Below are 16,234 nucleotides of genomic sequence, written 5' to 3'. Positions count from 1 at the left end.
CGGAATCATTTGAGCAGACGATCGAAGTCAAAGTCGTAATATTTCCGCGCCGGATTCAAGACCTTGCTGGCGTGCTTGAAATCCACCGGAATCGCTCCGGTACCAAAACGCTTGAGAAAACGCTCAGCCGTTGCCGGCTTGTCAAACAAGGTGAACATGGTCTTGTTGAGTTCAATCCCCTCGTCCGCAAAATCATGACCGTGCTCGTAGTCGTAAATCATAACCATGGCCCAGGCGCCGGCCATGAAATGGCCGCCCGCCAGAGCGGCGAGGCGGCCGCTAATCACGGCCTGCATGGCTTCGGTGGAGGTGTTGATGCCTGACAACAAGACATCGCGGCCCGGCTGCAGGCCTTGCTTTTCGAGCGCGTCCATCGCACCAAATGTCATTTGATCGCTGGCAGACCAGATCAGCCGAGCGTCGGGGTGTCGGCGCAGCAGCCAGGCGGTTTGCTCTGCAGCCTTGTCGCGCCGCCAATCCCCAAACACCTGCTGATCCAGCACCACTTCAGGGTGCTCAGCCAGCGCCCGGCGCAGCCCCAGATTGCGGTACAGGGAGGTGGGTGTTGAGCGGTCGCCCGCCACCGAGATGAGGTGCAGCTTGCCGTCAGGGCCTTGCAGGTTCATGCGCAAGCCCTGCGCAATCAAGGAACTGGCAGTCAGGTAACCTGCATCAATGCTGCGCGGCTCCAGGGTGCCGATCAGCAGCGGAAAGCCTGTCCGAGGGCCGCCAAACTCGGCGCGCTCCGTGTCCTGCAGCCCGCTGAAAGCGCCGAAAGTCTTGATGCCGGCCGGCGACAAGATATGAACCGCCGCGACCAAGGTCAACTTGTCGTTGGTGAGCATCACATAGTCGGGGCGTTGCTCTTTGGGGCGGGCGGCGATGCTGCGGGCAATTTCCAGCACGCGCAGGTGGTCCCGCTCGGCAAAAAATTGCTCGTGGTGGATGCCCAGGTCGTCAGCGGCAGCAACCACGGCCCGGCCTGCCGCGACCCAATACGCTTCGTCCGAGCGTCCTGGATTGATGAAGGTGACCGACAGCGCAAAAGCTTGCTGGCAAAAAAAGCCGGCGCAACTCAGGGCGACGATCACCAGCCAGAAATTCAAACGGTCACGAGCCTGCATGCCGTGATTGTGACCGGAACTCTTGCCGGTGACGGCTCGCGTTAGCCCTGAACGCAGGCGTACCGTGCAGCGCTACCGCAATTTGTTGCGGCGCTGCACGGTACTGGCCGGATCAACCTGTGGAAGTCAGGGCGTGCTTGCGGGCCTGCCCAGGCGGGTCAAGGTAGAACCACCAGGCCGCTGTTGCGGGTCAACAGTTGTGCCAATTCGCCGCTGCTGACCAGCAGGAAGGCATTTTCAATGTCCGGGGCGAGGTAATGGTCCGTCGAACTTGGCGGGCAGGTCTGGCGCAGGCGTGCATGCACGTCTTCCAGCACCGCCGAGCTCTTGAGCGGGCGCAGGAACTCGAAGCCCTGCGCGGCAGCAAGCAACTCGATGCCGATGATGTGGGCGGTGTTGTCCAGCATGGGGCCAAGACGGCGTGCGCCGAAGGTGGCCATGGAGACGTGATCTTCCTGGTTGGCGCTGGTGGGCAGGCTGTCCACGCTAGCCGGGTGTGCCAGGCTCTTGTTTTCACTGGCCAGGGCGGCGGCCGTGACGTGGGCGATCATGAAACCCGAGTTGAGGCCGGCGTTTTCTGTCAAGAAGGGCGGCAGGCGGGACACGCCGGTGTCGATCAACATGGCGATGCGGCGTTCGGCAATGGCGCCCACCTCGGCGATGGCCACGGCCAGCGCGTCGGCAGCCAAGGCCACGGGTTCCGCGTGGAAATTGCCGCCGGAGATCATCTGCGCGCTGCCGTCGTCGTTGGCGAAGACCAGCGGGTTGTCGGTCACGGCATTCGCTTCACGCAGCAGTACGTCGCGAACATAACGGGCTTGGTCCAGGCATGCGCCCATCACTTGGGGTTGGCAGCGCAGGCAGTAGGGGTCTTGCACCCGGTCGTCGCCAATTTCGTGCGAATGGCGAATTTCGCTGCCGGCCAGCAATTGGCGATAGGCGGCGGCGGCTTCGATCTGCCCGGGTTGCCCGCGCACCGCGTGGATGCGGGGGTCGAAGGGGCCGTCGCTGCCGCGTGCCGCGTCCAGGCTCAGCGCACCGCTGACGACCGCCGCCGCATACACCAACTCGAAGCGCAGCAAACCTTCCAGCGCCAAGGCGGTGGAGGTTTGCGTGCCGTTGATCAGGGCCAGGCCTTCCTTGGCTTGCAGAACCAGCGGCTCAATGCCGGCTTTTTGCAGCTCAGGCAGGGCGGGGCGGCGCGCACCGTCCACCAGCATCTCGCCTTCACCCATCAAGGCCAGGGTCATGTGCGACAAGGGGGCCAGGTCGCCTGAGGCGCCCACAGAGCCCTGGGCGGGCACGTAGGGAATCAGCCCGGCGTTGAAGACGTCCAGCAAATTTTGCACCACGGCCTCGCGCACGCCAGAGTGGCCACGCCCCAGGCTGGCCGCCTTGGTGGCCAGCATCAGGCGCACCACGCCGGGCTGCAAGGGCGCGCCCACGCCCACGCAATGCGAACGGATCAGGTTGCACTGCAGGGTGGCCAGATCCTGCTTGCTGATGCGGGTGCTGGCCAGCTTGCCGAATCCGGTGTTGACGCCATAAACCGGCGCGTCGCCCGCGGCGGCGGCTTGCACCACCGCGGCGCTACGGCGAATGACAGCGCTGGCGCTGGCGTGCAGGGTCAGGGTGACATCACCGTTACGGATGGCGCGCAGTTGGTCTAGGGTGATCTGGCCGGGGGTGATTTCGAGGTTCATGGTGGGATGCTTCCGTAAAGCGAGAGGCAAGGGTGACAGGCTACAGGCGAGAGGCAAATGGCGAAATGAAAAAGTAATAACTTACTTGATCATCGGCAGGTTCAGGCCGCGCTCAGTTGCGCATTTCTGAGCGACCTCATAACCCGCATCGGCATGGCGCATCACGCCGGTGCCCGGGTCGTTCCACAGCACGCGTTCAATGCGTTTGGCGGCCGCGTCGGAGCCGTCACACACAATTACCACGCCGCTGTGCTGGCTGAAGCCCATGCCCACGCCACCGCCGTGGTGCAGGCTGACCCAGGTGGCGCCCCCGGCGGTGTTGAGCAAGGCGTTGAGCAAAGGCCAGTCAGACACGGCGTCGGAGCCGTCTTTCATGGACTCCGTTTCACGATTGGGGCTGGCGACCGAGCCGCTGTCGAGGTGGTCGCGGCCGATCACGATGGGCGCTTTCAGTTCGCCATTCTTCACCATCTCATTGAAGGCCAGGCCAGCGATGTGGCGCTCGCCAAGGCCAAGCCAGCAAATGCGTGCGGGCAGGCCTTGGAAGGCGATGCGCTCGGCCGCCATGTCCAGCCAGCGGTGCACATGGGCGTGGTGGGGGAACAGCTCCTTGATCTTTGCATCGGTCTTGTAGATGTCCTCGGGATCGCCGGAGAGCGCCACCCAGCGAAAGGGGCCTTTGCCTTCGCAGAACAAGGGGCGGATGTAGGCGGGCACAAAACCGGGGAAGTCGAAGGCATTCTTAACGCCTTGTTCCAACGCCACTTGGCGAATGTTGTTGCCGTAGTCCACAGTCGCGATGCCCATGGCCAGAAAGTCCAGCATGGCCTGCACATGCACTGCGCATCCGCGTGCGGCGGCGGCCTTCAACTCGGCATGCTGGGCGGGGTCGGCCGCGGCGGCCTTCCACTGCTCGACTGTCCAGCCAGCCGGCAGGTAGCCATTGATCAGGTCGTGGGCGGAGGTCTGGTCGGTGACCAGGTCGGGCTTGATGGCGGTGCCGGCCTTGCAGCGGGCCACCAGGGCGGGCAGGATTTCAGCCGCATTGCCCAACAGCGCGATGGAGATGGCCTTTTTCTCGGCGGTGTACTTGGCAATGCGGGCCAGGGCGTCGTCCAGATCAGTAGCCTGCTCGTCGACGTAGCGTGTTTTCAGGCGAAAGTCGATGCGCGACTGCTGGCACTCAATGTTCAAGGAGCAAGCACCGGCAAAGGTAGCTGCCAGAGGCTGTGCCCCGCCCATGCCGCCTAAACCTGCCGTTAGGATCCAGCGGCCGACCATGTCGCCGCCAAAGTGCTGGCGGCCCGCCTCGGCAAAGGTCTCGTAAGTGCCTTGAACAATACCTTGGGTGCCGATGTAGATCCAGCTGCCGGCCGTCATCTGGCCATACATCATCAAACCCTTGCGGTCCAGCTCATTGAAGTGCTCCCAATTGGCCCAGTGCGGCACCAGATTGCTGTTGGCAATCAGCACGCGGGGGGCATCCACATGGGTGCGAAAAACACCAACGGGCTTGCCGCTTTGCACCAGCAAGGTTTCGTCTTCGTTCAGTTTTTTCAGGGCGTCGAGAATGGCCTCGAAGCAGTCCCAATTTCGTGCAGCTTTGCCGATGCCGCCGTAAACCACCAATGCGTCAGGGTTTTCGGCTACAACGGGATCCAGATTATTCTGGATCATGCGAAACGCCGCCTCGCTGAACCAGTTCTTGCAGCTTAGCTGGGTGCCGGTGGGGGCGCGAACAATACGGGCTGTGGCGGACATGGGAGGGCTCCTGACCGGGGGTCACAAGGGTTGGGGAAGCGAAAAAAGAAGCGCGAAAAAGCGGAAACAAAGCGGGAAATTGCCCCGAGCAATGTTGCAGAGTTCGAGCAACGCGATGCGTCGAACTCTAGTTGTATATACAAGTAAAGTCAACTACCATTCTGAACATGAACCATAAATCGCCCACCACCCCGGAGCCGCAATACCTGAAGGTGAAGAACCATCTGCGTGAGCGCATTGCGTCCGGGCATTGGGTGGCGGGTGACTTGCTGCCCTCCGAGGCCGAGTTGGTCGCGCAATTCGAGGTGAGCCGCATGACGGTGAATCGTGCCTTGCGGGAGCTCACGCAAGAGGGCTTGGTTGAGCGCCTGCAGGGCGTCGGCACCTTCGTGGCGCAACTGCATCGCATCTCCTCGTCGCTGACTGTGCGCGACGTGCACGAAGAAATCCTGGCGCGCGGCCACCGCCATGACGCCAAGGTTCACCTGCTTGAAAAGGTGCGAGCGAGTGCCGGGCAGGCACAGGACTTTGGCATCAAGACTGGGGCGACTTTGTTCCACAGCGTGATCGTTCACTTGGAAAATGGGCAGGCCATTCAGTGTGAAGACCGCTGGGTCAACCCGGCTTGTGCGCCTGACTACCTGAGCCTGGACTTCACCCGCATCACACCCACCAACTATCTGCTGGAGGTGGCTCCGCTTTCCGAAGCGCGCTACTCCATTGAGGCCTTGTTGCCGACGCCCGAAGAGGCCAAACTGCTGAGCCTGAGCAAGCAGCAGCCTTGCCTGGTCGTTAAGCGCCGCACCTTCAGCCGGGGCTTGACCGTTACCCTGGTGCGCCTGACACACCCGGGCTCTATGTATGTTCTTGAAGGAAGTTTTCAAGCATGAGTTGGAGCATCATCAACACGGACGCGGTCATCCCTCAGGCTTGGCGCAACGGGGGCGGCAGCACGCGGGAGTTGCTGGCCTGGCCGCACAGCCATGACTGGATCGTGCGCATCAGCGTGGCCGACATCGTTGCCAACGGGCCCTTTTCAAGTTTTGAGGGCATTGATCGCTGGTTTGCGGTTCTTCAGGGCGATGGTGTCCGCTTCTTCGAGTACGAACTGCGGATCGACGATGAGTTGCTTCACTTCGACGGTGCGTTGGCCCCGGACTGCGAGTTGCTGGGCGGCCCCACCCGGGACTTCAACCTCATGCATCGGCGCGGCAAGGGCCGCCTGACCGTGCTGCCGGCGGCTGCGCCCCTGAAGCTGGACGCGCGTTGCCGCTGGCTGGCGCTCTTCACGGCCCAGGGCGGAACCCTGAGCCACGGCGCGCGCACGACGCCCTTGTCGGCGCTGAGTCTGGCTTGGTGCGAAAACCCGGCGCCGCAGCCTGCAACCTTCATCGGCGCCGGGGCTGCCTGGTGGATGATCTGGAGCGATGAGGCATGAAGTTATGGACCCAAGCCCATCTTGCAACCCTGACCGGTGAGTCGGGGTGGGGTTTGTTGGAACACGGTGCGCTCGTCAGCGAGGGCGAGCACCTGCTTTGGGTCGGCGCGCTTGACCAACTGCCCCATGAATTGGCCACGCAAATCGACACCCAACAAGACCTCGGCGGTGCCCTGGTCACGCCCGGCCTGATCGATGCCCACACCCATCTGGTCTACGGCGGGCTGCGCGCCAATGAGTTCGAGCAGCGCTTGCAAGGCGCGAGCTACGAAGACATTGCCAAAGCGGGTGGCGGCATCCGCTCCACGGTGACGGCAACTCGGGCCGCCAGTGAAGCCCAACTCTACGACGCGGCGGCCAAGCGCCTGCAAGCCTTGCTGAATGAGGGCGTGACCACGGTTGAGATCAAGTCCGGCTATGGCTTGAGCCTCGACGCCGAGCTTGCTTGCCTGCGGGTGGCCCAGCGTCTGGGAACGGCGCTGAATGTCGACGTTAGAAAAACCTATCTGGGTGCGCATGCCGTGCCGCCGGAATTTGCGGGCCGTGCGGACGCCTATGTGGATGCCGTATGCGGCTGGATGGCGGCGCTGCAGCAGCAAGGCTTGGTCGATGCCGTGGATGCCTTCTGCGAGGGCATTGGCTTCACCGTGGCGCAGACCCGCCGTGTCTTCGAGACTGCGCGAGGTCTGGGCCTGCCGGTCAAGCTGCATGCTGAGCAGTTGAGTGACCTGGGCGGTACTCAGCTGGCCTGCGAGTTCGGCGCCTTGTCGTGCGACCACCTTGAGTACCTCAGCCCGGCCGGCGTTCAGGCCCTGGCGGGCAGCGGCAGCGTGGCCACCTTGTTGCCGGGTGCCTATTACTTTTTACGTGAAACCAAGCTCCCGCCGATCCAGGCCCTGCGCGAGGCGGGTGTGCCGATGGCGATTGCCACCGACCACAACCCCGGCACGTCGCCCGCCTTGTCCTTGTTGCTGATGATCAATATGGCCTGTACCTTGTTCAGGTTGACCCCTGAAGAGGCGGTGCGGGGCGCCACCATCAATGCGGCGCGGGCCTTGGGCTTGAAGGACCGCGGTCAGTTGCAGGCTGGGCAACGGGCTGATTTTTGCGTTTGGGATGCGGCGCATCCCAACGAGTTGGCCTATTTTTTGGGTCGCAATCCGCTCCTGCTGGCGGTGCGGGGTGGGCAGATTCGCACCACCCGAATGTGAGAGGCGCAGTATGAGTGAAGTGTTCAAGCTGAAGCCGGGGCGTGTGCCGTTGCTGATCAGCATGCCCCATGTGGGAACTGAGATTCCTGCCGATCAGCATCGGCGTTATGTGCCGCGTGCGCTGGAGGTGGAAGATACCGACTGGCATTTGGAGCAGCTCTACGCTGACATTGCCGACGAACTGGGTGCCAGCTTGATCGTGCCACGCTATTCGCGCTACCTGATTGACTTGAATCGCCCGCCGGACGACACGCCCATGTACCCGGGGGCGTCCAACACCGAGCTGTGCCCGACCCGATTCTTCACCGGCGACTCGCTCTACCTTGAGGGGCAGACCCCAGGCCAGCGTGAGAAGCAACGCCGCCGTGAGACCTACTGGCTGCCGTATCACAAGAATTTGCAGGCCGAGTTGTCGCGCCTGAAGGCTCAGCATGGCTATGCCGTACTGTTCGATGCACACAGCATTCGCTCAGAACTCCCCTGGCTGTTCAGCGGCCGTTTGCCGGATCTGAATCTGGGCACGGCAGATGGCGCCGCCTGCGATTTGGGCATCACCAAAGGGCTGGCCGCGGTGCTGGCCGTGCCTACCCAATTCACCCATGTGGTGAATGGCCGGTTTAAAGGCGGCTACATCACCCGCTATTACGGCCAACCTGAGCGGCACCAGCATGCTGTGCAACTGGAAATGTGCCAGCGCTGCTATATGGACGAATGGGCACCCTTCAACTACCGGGCTGAGTTGGCCGCCAAGGTTCAGCCCGTATTGCTTGCGCTGCTGCAACAACTGCTGGCCTGGAGGCCTGCCACATGACGGGCGCGACCACGGACGTGAAAGTCACGCAGTTCTGGGCTGCCTGGGCCTGGGTAGATGGGCGCTGGCAGGCCGACGTGTGCTTGAGCGTGGGCGCTGACGGCTGCTGGCAATCGGTGCAAACGGGCGTTGCGCACCGGCCGGGTCAGCCCGTGCTGGGTGGGCCGGTGCTGCCCAGCTTGGTGGATGCGCACAGTCATGCCTTTCAGCGGGCCTTTGCTGGCCTGGCGGAGCGCCGCGAGTCGGGCGATGACGATTTTTGGTCGTGGCGCGATCGTATGTACGGCCTGGCGCTGCGCATCACGCCCGCGCAGTTGCAGGCTATTGGCGCACAGCTCTACCTGGAGTTGCTGCGCGGCGGCTACACCCAGGTCTGTGAATTTCATTACCTTCAACACCAGCAGAACGGCCAGCCATATGCTGATGAACTGGCCCTGTGCTGGGCTTTGGCCGACGCGGCGGCAACGGTGGGCCTGGGGCTGACCCTGCTGCCGGTGCTGTACGCCCGCTCGGGCTTTGGGGCGCTGGGCTTGCGTGATGAGCAGCGGCGCTTTCGCACCGATGCTGACTGGGTTTGGCAGGCCAGCCAGCGCATCAACGCTGCGGGCCGTCCTTTGTTGAATGCGGGCGTGGCCCTGCATTCCCTGCGGGCAGCTAACGCTGAAGATATACGGGCTTTAAAAATTCGGGTGGGTGCTGCAGACCTGCCCATTCACATTCACATTGCAGAGCAGATGCAGGAGGTGCGGGACTGCATCGCCGCGACCGGTTGCCGCCCGATCGAGTACCTTTGCCGCGAGTTCGAACCCGACGCTCGCTGGCATCTGGTGCATGCCACACACAGCACGCCGGCTGAAAATGCGCAGCTTGCGGCCTGCGGCGCCAGCGTGGTGATTTGCCCCGGCACTGAAGGCAATCTGGGAGACGGTTTGTGCGACCTGCCGGGCTGGCTGGCCGCGGCCGTGCCAATCAGCCTGGGTTCAGACAGTCACGTCACCCGCGCCTGGGGCGAAGAATTGCGTTGGCTGGAGTACGGCCAACGCCTGGGCCTACAGCAACGCAATGTGGCCGCGGCACCGGGGCGGGAGCCGGCCACGGCGGCGCGCCTGTTTGAAGCCGTGCGGGCTGGCAGCGCGGCCCCCGCAGGCTTCAAATCTTGGGGGCTGACACCCGGCGCAAGGGCTGATTTCCTGGTGCTGGACGCGAGTTGCAGCGGGCTCTTGGGCGTGCCGCTGTCCCATCAGCTGGATGCCTTGGTGTTTGCCGCCCAAGGTGAACCGTTTGAAGCAGTGTTCGTCGCCGGCCGGCCGGTGCTGGCCCAAGGACGCCATGCGGAGCAGGCGCGCATTGCCGCTGACTTCAAGGGGGCCATGCAGGCCTTGTGGCAGTCCGCGGGCTGAGCGGTCGGTCGTCGCGCGAAACCGCTGGCTCTGTACTGGAAACGTCGCTTTGTGGCGCGACCACATCCTGCTACGCTTGTGCAAAGTGAATCAGGAGACGTTGCGATGTTTTCACTTCGAAACTACACCATCCGGGCACGTCTGTATGTGATGGCAGGCTTGGCGATTCTTACGATGCTGATGGTCGGCTGTTTCGGGCTTTGGAGTCTGATGCAGTCCCGCGACGAGTTCTCTAGATTTGCTGAAAATGACGTTGAATCATTGGTGCAATTGGCTGACGTGCGTGCAGGCACCGGCAATTTGCGCCGTTATGAAAAAGACATGCTGATCAACATGGCCGATGCCAAGGCCGTTGAACGCTACAAGGAAGAATGGACCAAGACCTTCGAGAAGGTCATGGCGGGTTTGAAGAAGATCGATGCGCTCAACCTATCTGCTGAAATAAAGCGTTACCCGAGCGATATGACATTGGCGCTGGTCGACTATCAACGCGGCCTGGCCAGTGTGGGCGAGCGCATGGCCAAGGGCGAATTTTCTGACACGGCCAGTGCCAACAAGGCGATGGAGCCTCTCAAGGCACCGGTGCGTGCGGTGGATAAGGCGCTGGCGGAAATGACCACGTTGATTGACAAGAACTCGCGTGAGAAGGTGGCCTATATCCATGCTCGCGAGAACGCCATTCAGTCCGGTTTGCTGGGGGTGCTGGGCAGTGCGGTGGTCTTGCTCTTGATCTTTACGGCCTTGAATGTGCGCTCCATCTTGCAGCCTTTGCAAGAAGGTTTGAGAGTTATTGCGCGCCTGGCCGATCAAGACCTGCGCGAGTCGGTACGGGTGACCGGGAAAGACGAAACTGCCGCGATGATGGGTGGTGTAGCGACCTTGCAGGCCTCGCTCAGCCAGGTCGTACAAGGGGTACGCCAATCTACCGACAGCATTGCCAACGCCTCTCGGGAAGTAGCCATGGGGAGTCAAGACCTCAGCCAGCGCACCGAGCAGGCGGCGGCCAGCCTGGAGGAAACGGCCTCGGCCATGGAGCAATTGACAGCCAGCGTCAGCCATAACGCCGAGTCTTCTCGGCAAGCGAATCGGCTGGCGATGGAGGCCGCGCAGGTGGCCGAACGGGGCGGTGCGGTGGTGGGCGATGTGGTCAACACCATGGGGCGTATCAGCGCATCCAGTAACAAGATCAGCGACATCATTTCGGTGATTGACGGAATCGCCTTTCAGACCAATATCCTCGCGCTGAATGCTGCCGTTGAAGCGGCTCGCGCGGGCGAGCAGGGGCGCGGTTTTGCCGTGGTGGCTTCAGAAGTGCGCAGCCTGGCCCAGCGCTCAGCCGCCGCGGCCAAGGAAATCAAGGGCTTGATCACCGCCAGCAGCGAAAGCGTGGAGAGTGGCGCCCAACTGGTTGAAAAGGCCGGGCAGACCATGACCGAGATTGTCGATTCGATCGGCCGTGTGGGCCACATGGTCTCCGAGATCAGCAGTGCCACGGCAGAGCAGAGCACGGGCATCAACCAGATTGGCGACGCGATTTCCCGGCTCGATGAAATGACCCAGCAAAACGCCGCTTTGGTCGAAGAGTCAGCCGCCGCCGCGCGCAGCCTGCAAGATCAAGCGGACGCGCTGGCCCAATCGGTCGCGATTTTCAAGCTGGCCTGAAGGCAAGATAGAGCGAGGCCGGCATACTTACTTTCTCATCAGGGTGCTTTTGCCAAAAAGCGACTCAATCAAGTCCACCGCCACCTTGGCCGTTTTGTTCTGCAGGTCCAGGGCGGGGTTCAGCTCCATCACGTCCAGCGAGGCCATGAAGCCGGTGTCGGCAATCATCTCCATGCACAGCTGTGCCTCACGGTAGCTCGGGCCACCTGGTACGGTGGTGCCAACGCCGGGGGCGATGTCGGGGTCCAGAAAGTCCACATCGAAGCTGACATGCAGATGGGTGTTGGCATCGAGTGTGGCCAGTGCTAACTCCATGGCGTGGCGCATGCCCATTTCGTCGATATAGCGCATGTCGAACACTTCCAGATCCTGTTCGTGGACGAAACGCTTTTCGCCAGCATCCACACTGCGAATGCCAACCTGGCGCACCCATTTCGGACTGATGGCGGGCACCTTGCCGCCGATTCCGATCAATTGCTGCGGGCCGAAGCCGCTGAGGCAGGCCACCGGCATGCCGTGGATATTGCCGCTAGGCGTCAGCGCGCTGGTGTTGAAGTCGGCATGCGCGTCGAGCCACAAAATGCGCAATTTTTTGCCCGTGTCACGGCAGTGGCGGGCAACTGCGCTGATCGAACCGATGCCCAGGCAGTGGTCGCCGCCCAGCAAAATGGGCATGCGGCCCAGCTTCAGTTCGGCATAGACCGCATCATGGACGGCGCTGTTCCACGCCGTCACTTCATTCAAATGCCGGTAACCGTCCACCGGCGGCAGCCACGGGTTGGCGGGGCCTAGCAAGTTGCCACGATCCGCCACGTCAACGCCATGGCTTTGCAGGGCCTCGGTGAGCCCAGCCACGCGCAAGGCCTCAGGGCCCATGCTGGCGCCGCGCGCACCGGCGCCAATGTCGGTCGGAGCGCCAACCAGAGAAACGGATCGAAGGGTGGTCATTGTGCAGAGTCCTTGTGGGTTTGCCTGGGGCGCCTGGCGGGCCAGGTGTTGGATAGGCGCTTTCCAGACGTTTTCCAAGCGCTAGTGCTGTGGGCGTCGATCGGCTTGATGAGCCTGCCACGCCGCGTTTGCAGGTGGTTCAACCCGGCAGTCTAACTGCGAGCCTCCCCTGAAATCGGCAAGCTGCTTTCAAACCCCGTCGCCTGCCGTGGGCATGGGGTTCAGGTCGTAGGTAGATTCAAGCAGGGCCCAAGCTTCTTCGGCGGTTTCGACGAAGTGGAAGAGCTTTTCGTCGCCCGGGCTGATCATGCCGGTTTCGATCAACAGGTCGAAGTTGATCAGCCGGCTCCAGAAGTCGCGGCCGAACATCAGGATGGGCCGGCGCCGGCATTTGCCGGTTTGAATCAACGTCATGGTCTCGAACAGTTCGTCGAGCGTGCCGTAGCCACCGGGGAAGCACACCAAGGCCACTGAGCGCATCAGGAAATGCATCTTGCGCAGCGCAAAGTAGTGGAAGCGGAAGCACAACTCCGGCGTGATGTAGGGGTTGGGCTGCTGCTCGTGAGGCAGCACGATGTTGAGGCCGATGCTCTTGCCGCCCGCCTCGTAAGCGCCCCGGTTGCCCGCCTCCATCACACCCGGACCGCCGCCTGTGACGATGTAGATGGGGTCGGCCCGCTCGACCGAAGCCCGTGTGACGATGGCGCCGAAACGCCGTGCTTCCTCATAGTAATGGCTCATGGACACTTGCATCTCCGCCCGCTTGAGCGTTGCGGTGTCGGCCGCGGCGGCACGGGCTTCGGCCAGCGCGCGCTCAGCGTCTTCGCGCGATTTGATCCGGGCACTGCCGAAAATCACGATGGTGGACTTGATGCCCTGGTCGTGCTGAATCAGTTCGGGCTTGAGCAACTCCAACTGCATGCGCACCGGGCGCAGTTCTTCGCGCAGCAGAAATTCACTGTCGTCGAAGGCCAGGCGGTAGGAGCTTTCCGGGCCTTCGTAGTTGGGCAGCGGGCGCTGGCCACGGGCCTCGTCCTTGGCACTGGGAAAGTTGCGGGCGGTCAGGTCTTTGCGTTTGTTCATGGGTGTCTTGGGAGGCTTCTCGGGAGGCTTTGAAACCGTGTCCTCTCTGCGTTAGCGGTGAGTCTCGGGCGGGAAAGGGCGGGCGGGGGTGTGGGGCGGCATTTGGCCGGATTGGCGTTCAGTAAAGTTTGCCAGCCTTGAGCTTGTGCATGCGGAGATGAGGGGCCGTAAATGGCCCTCAGTTTCGCCTTGCCTGCGCGCAAACCGGGCAATCGGGGGTGGGGCGGACCTCTATCGCGTTCCACTCCATGCGGCGCGCGTCCAGCATTTGCAATCGGTGTGCCAGCGGCGTGGGCAGGCCAATCAGCCACTTCAAGGCTTCAGCGGCTTGCATGCTGCCGATGATGCCGACCAAAGGGGCAAACACGCCCATGGTGGCGCAGCGCACTTCGTCAACCTGGCTGTCGGGTGGAAAGAGGCAGGCGTAGCAGGGTGAGTCGGGCTGAGCACTGTCGAACAGGCTGATTTGCCCGTCAAACGCAATGGCCGCGCCAGACACCAGTGGTTTGCGGTGTGTGACGCAGGCGCGGTTGATGGCGTGCCGGGTGCGGAAGTTGTCGCAGCAGTCCAGCACGATGTCTGCCTGGCTCACCCATTGATCCAGCAAGGCGGCATCGGCGCGTAGCGGCAGGGCTTGCACCTGAATCTCGGGATTGATGGCGGCCAGGCTTTGCTTGAGGGACTCCACCTTGGTTTGCCCGATGCGGGCCGTTGTGTGAGCGATCTGGCGTTGTAGATTGGTCAGGTCCACCACATCGTCGTCCATCACGGTGATGTGGCCGACCCCAGCTGTGGCCAAGTACAGCGCCACCGGCGAGCCCAAGCCGCCCGCGCCGATGATCAGCGCTTTAGCGGCGAGCAGGCGTTGTTGTCCTTCGATGCCGATGTCGTCCAGCAGGATGTGGCGCGAGTAGCGCAGCAGTTGCTTGTCATTCATGTTGCAAGCATAGCGTGCGCCCAGTGCCACCTCAGCGCCCGGCCGGGGCAGTTGCCCGGGCCGCTGCGCTCATCCGTGTATCGCTTCGGGAAACTGAAGTTTCAGGATTCAATCAGGGCCACGCCACTGGGGCCCGCACCCCACTTGCCGGTGCCCAGGTTGTCTTTGCTGGCTGTGGGCAACAGCACCACCGGCCCAACGCACCAGATCAGGCCTTTGCCGCCGAAGAGCGTAAAGCGGGTGTGACCATCAGTTGTCGGGATTGGCGTCAGGGTAGGGGTGGAGTTAGGTTTTCCCAGAAAAAATCCCCCGCGGGCGCAAGGCTTGCGGGGGATTTGCGGGCGCAGGCGGTTTGGCGCTTATTCGCCGGGCTTGGCCTCGGCTTTGCGCTCCACGGCGGTCTTGGAGACCATCACCGTTTCGCCCTTGAGCTTGTTGAGTGCCTGGGTCAGCGGGAAGTCCTGGGCGGAGCCAAACTCGGGCAGGGGCTTGGGCGGCTCCATTTTCTTGGCGTATTCCGCTTCCAACTTCTGGCGGGCCTCTTCGCGAGCGGCCTCGCGGGCTTTTTCGCTGGCTTCGTCCACCTTGGCGTCGGTGTTGTTGTTGAGGTGCTTTTCAAGGTCGGCTTCACGGGTACGCAAAGCGGCGAAGACATTACCCTCGGCGGTTTCGTCCAACATGATGTCAGGCACGATGCCCTTGGCCTGGATGCTGCGCCCGCTTGGCGTGTAGTAGCGTGCGGTGGTGATCTTCAGGGCTGTTTCCGGGCCCAGCTGACGCACCGTCTGCACGGAGCCCTTGCCGAAGGTCTGCGCACCCATGATGACAGCGCGCTTGTGGTCTTGCAGCGCACCGGCCACGATCTCGCTGGCGGAGGCCGAGCCTTCGTTCACCAGCACCACCAGGGGCACCTTCTTGAGTGCGGCCGGCAATTTGCGCAAGGGGTCGGCGCCGCCACGGCGGGCGTAGGACTCGGGGTTGGCCTTGAGGCTGGACTTGGACTCGGGGATCTGGCCATTGGTGCTGACCACCTCCACATCCTTGGGCAGGAAGGCCGCCGACACCGCCACCGCCCCGTCGAGCAAGCCGCCCGGGTCGTTGCGCAGGTCAAGCACCAGGCCCTTCAGATTGGGCTCTTGCTTGTAGATTTCTTCCAGCTTCTTGGCAAAGTCATCGACCGTACTTTCCTGGAACTGGCTGATACGCAACCAGGCGTAGCCGGGCTCCGTGATCTTGTAGCGCACGCTTTGCTGGTGGATCTCCTCGCGCACGATGGTGACGGGGAAGGTCCGGTTCTCGTTCTTGCGGTAGATAGTGAGTTGCACCTTGGTGTTCAACTCGCCGCGCATGCGCTTGACGGCTTGGTCGAGGCTGAGGCCACGCACCGCCGTGTCGTCGATCTTGCTGATCAGATCGCCACTCTTGAGGCCCGCGCGGAACGCCGGTGACCCTTCGATGGGCGAGACGATCTTGACCAGGCCATCTTCCATGCCGATCTCGATGCCCACGCCGACGAACTTGCCGGTCGAGCCTTCACGGAATTCTTTGAAGCTCTTCTTGTCGAAGAACTGTGAGTGGGGGTCCAGGCCCGCCACCATGCCCGCGATGGCGTCATTGATGAGCTTTTTCTCGTCAACAGGCTCAACGTAGTCAGACTTGACCATGCCGAACACTGCGGCGAGTTGCTGTAACTCTTCCAGGGGCAGCGGCGACAGGCTGCTGCGCGCATTGGCCTGGAACTGCATCGTGGTCAGCGCGCCAGCCACGGCGCCCACAGCGACCCAGCCAGCAACTTTCAATTTGGCACCCATGATGCGAGTGTTTCCTTCGGTGAGAGCGAGAAAAAAACCTTGTTTGCAGGCGCAAAATCCCCGGAGAACCGCAGGAAATGCGTCCCTTCAAGTATATGCGTGTCGTTTTGAATGACCGCCGCCAGATAGGCTGAATTGCCGCTCAATTCGACGGTTTCAAGTGAAGGAGTGCAAAGAAATCGGCAGCGGGGCCATTGGTGGCGTGTGGGTCCACGTTAATTCAGCTACAAGGGCTTCCCCACCTGTCAAGCAAAACCTGTCCCTTATGGCCGGCAGTGAGGGCCATTTCTTTGTCTGCTTTTCTTCTAGACCTGCAACCGTTGCGCAAAGACGGCGAGCGCTGAC

13 protein-coding genes are annotated in these 16,234 nt (G+C 62.3%); 6 read left to right on the top strand and 7 right to left on the bottom strand.

Features of this window, described 5'->3' with window-relative positions; translation table 11 throughout:
* Positions 1–5 precede the first annotated feature (5 nt).
* From PRZ01_RS15830 to hutU, 3 genes are all read right to left on the bottom strand, one after another.
* Entirely contained in the window at positions 6–1,124 is a 1,119-nt protein-coding gene (locus PRZ01_RS15830; RefSeq protein WP_273597778.1) for an ABC transporter substrate-binding protein, read from the bottom strand.
* A 158-nt stretch (positions 1,125–1,282) separates the two neighbouring features.
* On the bottom strand, positions 1,283–2,827 hold the full coding sequence (hutH, locus tag PRZ01_RS15825) for a histidine ammonia-lyase (protein WP_273597777.1): 1,545 nt from the start codon (positions 2,825–2,827) through the stop codon (positions 1,283–1,285).
* An 81-nt stretch (positions 2,828–2,908) separates the two neighbouring features.
* Entirely contained in the window at positions 2,909–4,588 is a 1,680-nt protein-coding gene (gene hutU / locus PRZ01_RS15820; RefSeq protein ID WP_273597776.1) for a urocanate hydratase, read from the bottom strand.
* A gap of 167 nt (positions 4,589–4,755) precedes the next feature.
* Between hutU and hutC the strand changes: the two genes are divergently transcribed.
* The 6 genes from hutC (at position 4,756) to PRZ01_RS15790 (ending at position 11,110) form a co-directional block, all read left to right on the top strand.
* A complete protein-coding gene (gene hutC, locus PRZ01_RS15815) occupies positions 4,756–5,478 on the top strand; it encodes a histidine utilization repressor (RefSeq protein WP_273597775.1) in 723 nt (240 codons plus the stop codon).
* Positions 5,475–6,026, top strand: coding sequence for a HutD/Ves family protein (locus PRZ01_RS15810; protein ID WP_273597774.1), 552 nt, complete (start codon positions 5,475–5,477; stop codon positions 6,024–6,026). Before hutC ends, PRZ01_RS15810 begins: the two co-directional genes overlap by 4 nt.
* Positions 6,023–7,237 (top strand): imidazolonepropionase, encoded by a 1,215-nt coding sequence (gene hutI / locus PRZ01_RS15805; RefSeq protein WP_273597773.1) that lies wholly within the window; start codon positions 6,023–6,025, stop codon positions 7,235–7,237. The genes PRZ01_RS15810 and hutI overlap by 4 nt, the downstream gene beginning before the upstream one ends.
* 10 nt (positions 7,238–7,247) lie before the next feature.
* Positions 7,248–8,048 (top strand): N-formylglutamate deformylase, encoded by an 801-nt coding sequence (gene hutG / locus PRZ01_RS15800; protein WP_273597772.1) that lies wholly within the window; start codon positions 7,248–7,250, stop codon positions 8,046–8,048.
* Positions 8,045–9,448 (top strand): formimidoylglutamate deiminase, encoded by a 1,404-nt coding sequence (gene hutF / locus PRZ01_RS15795; RefSeq protein ID WP_273597771.1) that lies wholly within the window; start codon positions 8,045–8,047, stop codon positions 9,446–9,448. The genes hutG and hutF overlap by 4 nt, the downstream gene beginning before the upstream one ends.
* A 105-nt stretch (positions 9,449–9,553) precedes the next feature.
* Positions 9,554–11,110: a methyl-accepting chemotaxis protein gene (locus PRZ01_RS15790; protein ID WP_273597770.1), complete on the top strand. Its 1,557-nt coding sequence runs from the start codon at positions 9,554–9,556 to the stop codon at positions 11,108–11,110.
* A gap of 27 nt (positions 11,111–11,137) precedes the next feature.
* Here the strand turns inward: PRZ01_RS15790 and rocF are convergent, their stop codons facing one another.
* The 4 genes from rocF to PRZ01_RS15770 all read right to left on the bottom strand — a co-directional run bounded on the left by rocF (position 11,138) and on the right by PRZ01_RS15770 (position 15,889).
* Complete coding sequence (rocF, locus tag PRZ01_RS15785; RefSeq protein WP_273597769.1) at positions 11,138–12,058, bottom strand: arginase; 921 nt, start codon at positions 12,056–12,058, stop codon at positions 11,138–11,140.
* Between the two features lie 189 nt (positions 12,059–12,247).
* A complete protein-coding gene (locus PRZ01_RS15780; protein WP_273597768.1) occupies positions 12,248–13,141 on the bottom strand; it encodes an LOG family protein in 894 nt (297 codons plus the stop codon).
* A 178-nt stretch (positions 13,142–13,319) separates the two neighbouring features.
* Entirely contained in the window at positions 13,320–14,078 is a 759-nt protein-coding gene (locus PRZ01_RS15775; protein WP_273597767.1) for a HesA/MoeB/ThiF family protein, read from the bottom strand.
* A 359-nt stretch (positions 14,079–14,437) separates the two neighbouring features.
* On the bottom strand, positions 14,438–15,889 hold the full coding sequence (locus PRZ01_RS15770) for a S41 family peptidase (protein ID WP_273597766.1): 1,452 nt from the start codon (positions 15,887–15,889) through the stop codon (positions 14,438–14,440).
* Positions 15,890–16,234 lie beyond the last annotated feature (345 nt).

Origin of the sequence: Roseateles koreensis, from assembly GCF_028595305.1 — a bacterium.
GTDB classification, from domain to species: Bacteria; Pseudomonadota; Gammaproteobacteria; order Burkholderiales; family Burkholderiaceae_C; genus Paucibacter_A; species Paucibacter_A koreensis.
The sequence above is the reverse complement of the archived record's forward strand: the minus strand, read 5'-3'. Positions and strand labels throughout refer to the sequence as shown.

What these genes read in the sequence shown, in the direction of transcription:
- PRZ01_RS15830 (WP_273597778.1), bottom strand. Translation starts at nt 1,124, where the DNA reads ATGCAGGCTCGTGACCGTTTGAATTTCTGGCTGGTGATCGTCGCCCTG.
- hutH (WP_273597777.1), bottom strand. Translation starts at nt 2,827, where the DNA reads ATGAACCTCGAAATCACCCCCGGCCAGATCACCCTAGACCAACTGCGC.
- hutU (WP_273597776.1), bottom strand. Translation starts at nt 4,588, where the DNA reads ATGTCCGCCACAGCCCGTATTGTTCGCGCCCCCACCGGCACCCAGCTA.
- hutC (WP_273597775.1), top strand. Translation starts at nt 4,756, where the DNA reads ATGAACCATAAATCGCCCACCACCCCGGAGCCGCAATACCTGAAGGTG.
- PRZ01_RS15810 (WP_273597774.1), top strand. Translation starts at nt 5,475, where the DNA reads ATGAGTTGGAGCATCATCAACACGGACGCGGTCATCCCTCAGGCTTGG.
- hutI (WP_273597773.1), top strand. Translation starts at nt 6,023, where the DNA reads ATGAAGTTATGGACCCAAGCCCATCTTGCAACCCTGACCGGTGAGTCG.
- hutG (WP_273597772.1), top strand. Translation starts at nt 7,248, where the DNA reads ATGAGTGAAGTGTTCAAGCTGAAGCCGGGGCGTGTGCCGTTGCTGATC.
- hutF (WP_273597771.1), top strand. Translation starts at nt 8,045, where the DNA reads ATGACGGGCGCGACCACGGACGTGAAAGTCACGCAGTTCTGGGCTGCC.
- PRZ01_RS15790 (WP_273597770.1), top strand. Translation starts at nt 9,554, where the DNA reads ATGTTTTCACTTCGAAACTACACCATCCGGGCACGTCTGTATGTGATG.
- rocF (WP_273597769.1), bottom strand. Translation starts at nt 12,058, where the DNA reads ATGACCACCCTTCGATCCGTTTCTCTGGTTGGCGCTCCGACCGACATT.
- PRZ01_RS15780 (WP_273597768.1), bottom strand. Translation starts at nt 13,141, where the DNA reads ATGAACAAACGCAAAGACCTGACCGCCCGCAACTTTCCCAGTGCCAAG.
- PRZ01_RS15775 (WP_273597767.1), bottom strand. Translation starts at nt 14,078, where the DNA reads ATGAATGACAAGCAACTGCTGCGCTACTCGCGCCACATCCTGCTGGAC.
- PRZ01_RS15770 (WP_273597766.1), bottom strand. Translation starts at nt 15,889, where the DNA reads ATGGGTGCCAAATTGAAAGTTGCTGGCTGGGTCGCTGTGGGCGCCGTG.